Raw genomic sequence first — 3315 nt, 5'->3', positions numbered from 1 at the left:
TTTTTGCCGCCCAGCTCCGAAACACGGGCTTTGAGCGCTCGATCAGAATTCCTTTTTTCGCGATCTGGCAGAGCGCCTTATAAATTTCAGCTTCAAACTCAAATTTTAGCGTCAGATACGGATCGTCCCAGTCTCCCAAAATCCCCATATCTTTAAATTCATTGCGCTGCACGTCGATGAACTCTTTGGCGTGCTGTCTGCAAAGCTCGCGGATCTGCACTTTTGAAAGCGATTTTTTCTTATCGCCTAGTTTGATCTCTACTTGCTGCTCGATCGGCAGACCGTGGCAGTCCCAGCCCGGCACGTAGCGGATCTCCTCGCCGAAGAAATAATGGGTTTTGGTGATGATGTCTTTTAAAATTTTATTCAGCGCGTGGCCGATGTGGAGGTGTCCGTTGGCATACGGAGGGCCGTCGTGGATATTAAAGCTAACGCTTGCGCCCTTGCGTTTAGCCTTCATCTTTTCGTAAATTTTACGCTGCTCGTACCATGCCTTAAACCGCGCAGGCTCGTTCTGCGGCAGTGCGCCTCGCATCGCAAAATCCGTAGTAGGAAGAAAGAGAGTATCTTTGTAGTCCATATTTGTACCTTTTCGTGTCTTAAAAAATTTGTGAAGTTTATCCAAAACGCCATTAAAAAGCTCTGAAAGAGCAGTCTGCGTTTATGCTATAATGTGCGAAAATTTAATGAGGGTCTTTATGAAAAATATCATCCTTGTAATCGGCGAGGAGATCCGCTACGACGCGGCTTTGATGAGCTATATTTCTCGCAGCTACGAGCGGGTTTTCGGGCGGATCGACGATCTGAAATTCTTAAGCGAAAACGATAAGGTTTTGCCCTTCGCGCTTGAAAAGATGATCGATTCGTACGATTTTATCACGATCTTTGCGGCAAACTCCGCCTACGCGGTCGTCGGTAAAATTTTATCGACGCTCTCTTTCGATTCGCTCGAGCTGAAAAACGGAGAAACCTTAGCGCCCTCGATGGCGCGCACGGTGGCGAAAAACAGCTTCCTGCTAAACGTCAGAGGCTGCTCGGTAAACGTGATCAAGGCACTTTGCTTGCAGAGCCTGCCGCCGATCCTTCAAGACGCGCCGAACGCGGGCGAGAGCTTTTATCTATTCGATTGCGAATACGAAAGCGTAAAGCAGCGCCTAGAGAGCCTTGCGATCAGCTATAAAATTTCGCTTACGATCAGCAGGCCCAGTTCCTTTTTGCTGCTTGTGCGCGCCAGCGCGATGAAATTCGGAGCGCTGGACGCGTTTTTGCAAAGCGTCGGCAAGTATTATGAGAGCTGCTACATCGAAGGCGGCGATTTTATGGGCTTTGTGGTGGATAGACTGCGCGAAATAGGCGCTAAGATCACCTTTGCCGAAAGCTGCACCGCAGGGCTCATCGCCGCAAAATTCGGCGCGGTTGCTGGCGTGAGCGACGTTTTTGACGGCTCGCTCGTAAGCTACGCCAACGAGATAAAAAATCTCTGGCTCAACGTGGGCGAAGATACTCTCGCTCGCTACGGCGCGGTCAGCGCGCAGACCGTGGGCGAGATGCTGGAGGGCGCGCTACAAAGCAGCGGGGCGAGCTTCGCTCTTGCGGTAAGCGGTATCGCGGGCCCCGGCGGCGGAAGCGCGCAAAAGCCCGTAGGGACGGTCTTTATCGGCGCGAAGGAGCAGGGCGGCAAACAGATCGTCGGGGAATTTCATCTAAAAGGCGATCGAAACTACATCCGCGAACAAAGCGCCGATATCGCTATCTGCTTGCTTTTAAAGCTTAGAAGCGATCTGTTTTTCGGGCGGCTTCCGAGCGCGCCTGCGAGAGATAAAATTTAAAGGAGCGGATTTTGAAAAGACAAATTTTGAAAGGGTGCGGAGGCGATTCGGCGCAGAATTTTATCCGAGCGAGCGGCGAGCTGGGCTTTGAGCTAGAGCAAAATTTTGTTTCGGTCGGCAGTGCGCGAAATTTTACTTCAACGTACGGCGGGCAGAATTTTACTCGGGCTAGCGACGGGCAAAATTTTATCTCAGCGCAGGGCGGATTAAATTTTATCTTGGCGGGTCGCGCTAGAAATTTTAGTTTTATAAATGATTTTAGCTTTTTAAACGCGGCGCGAAATTTTACTTTGGCGCTAGTCGCAGCGTGCGTTTTGGGCGGCTGCGACGGCGGATCGGACGCGCAAAATCGCGAGAAAAGCACACGCTCGGAACAGAATTTTAGCGCGGGTAATCAAGGGCAAAATTTTAATAAAAGCACGGATAGCTCGGGGCGAAATTCCGTTCAAAGCTCCACACAAAATTCTATGCAAGGCTCCACGCAAAATTCCGTGCCGCAGGGCTTTGAGAGCAAGCAAAAATCCGATCTGAACTCCACGATAGACGAGCTTGCAAACGATGCTAAAGTTTTGGGCGAGGCCTTGCAAAATTTGCAGAAAAAAGCGCCCGAAGTCTTGAACGATTTCGCCGCTCGCAACGCCGATAGGACCAAGGATCTGCTAAAGCAGGGCGAGGCGGCGGTGCGCGAGGCGGGCAAAAACCTTGATCAGATGGGGCGGAGCCTGCAAGGAATCATCAAGGATGCGAACGAAAGTATCGGTAAAGTCTTGGAGGGCTTTGGCGTGCAGCCCAGACAGGAGCCGCTCGGCGGGCGCTCGCGGGAGCGCGACGATAATTCTGGGCTTGAAGAGGCGACCGATAGGCAAAGTTTTAGAATTTAAGCGCGGCTAAATTTAGCTTAAATTTGTTTGTTGTGGCGAATGCTCGCAGAGAAACGATGCTAAATTTTATTAAATTTACTCGGCGCGGCAGTTTCGTTAAATTTTACTCGGACGGCGGTTTAAAATTTTGCGTGCGGGCCGCAAGCATTGTTAAATTCCATCATCTTTCGACGCAGGCTTTTTAAAATTTCATCCTCTCGGCGTAAGATTTTTTAAATTTCATAATTTTGCGGCGTGCGCGTTGCGACGCACGGAGATTTTTTCGTTGCACGATTTCAGTTTGCAAAAAACCCTGCGCAAGGTCGGTTTGCACCCCGCGCTCGGGAGTTAAAATTTTGTGCCCCGCACTCGGGCGCTAAATTTTGCGCACCCCGATCGGAACACGCCCGATCAAATCGCTTCGCTCCGCCCGCTAAATTCATAGCGTCCGCGCAAAACAGCGGCGAGCCGTGCAGCACGAGCGCTCGCGCCGTCCTGTTAAATTTAAAAATTTTACGCACAATTTTAAATTTACGCAGCCGCTTTGTCCTCCGCGCCCGCTTCGCTAAATTTTAAATTTACGTTACTATTTCATAGTTTGCGCTGCTTCATTAAAATTTTAAATT

The 3315-nt window shown here is 50.2% G+C and carries 3 protein-coding genes; 2 read left to right on the top strand and 1 reads right to left on the bottom strand.

Annotated elements, in window-relative coordinates; translation table 11 throughout:
• The coding region (locus tag Q0236_RS07010; protein WP_297916371.1) for a class I tRNA ligase family protein at positions 1–580 on the bottom strand (580 nt) is incomplete at its 3' end.
• A gap of 118 nt (positions 581–698) precedes the next feature.
• Here Q0236_RS07010 and Q0236_RS07005 point away from each other — a divergent pair.
• Both Q0236_RS07005 and Q0236_RS07000 read left to right on the top strand, forming a co-directional pair.
• Positions 699–1829, top strand: a complete 1131-nt coding sequence (locus Q0236_RS07005) for a CinA family protein (RefSeq protein ID WP_297916369.1) — start codon at positions 699–701, stop codon at positions 1827–1829.
• 11 nt (positions 1830–1840) lie between these two features.
• Positions 1841–2710 carry a hypothetical protein gene (locus Q0236_RS07000; protein WP_297916367.1) on the top strand — a complete coding sequence of 290 codons (870 nt, stop codon included), beginning with the start codon at positions 1841–1843 and terminating at the stop codon, positions 2708–2710.
• Positions 2711–3315: the final 605 nt, after the last annotated feature.

Source organism: uncultured Campylobacter sp., from assembly GCF_938031315.1.
Classification (GTDB): domain Bacteria; phylum Campylobacterota; class Campylobacteria; order Campylobacterales; family Campylobacteraceae; genus Campylobacter_B.
Note: the sequence above shows the minus strand (reverse complement) of the source record. Positions and strands in the feature narration are given on the sequence as shown.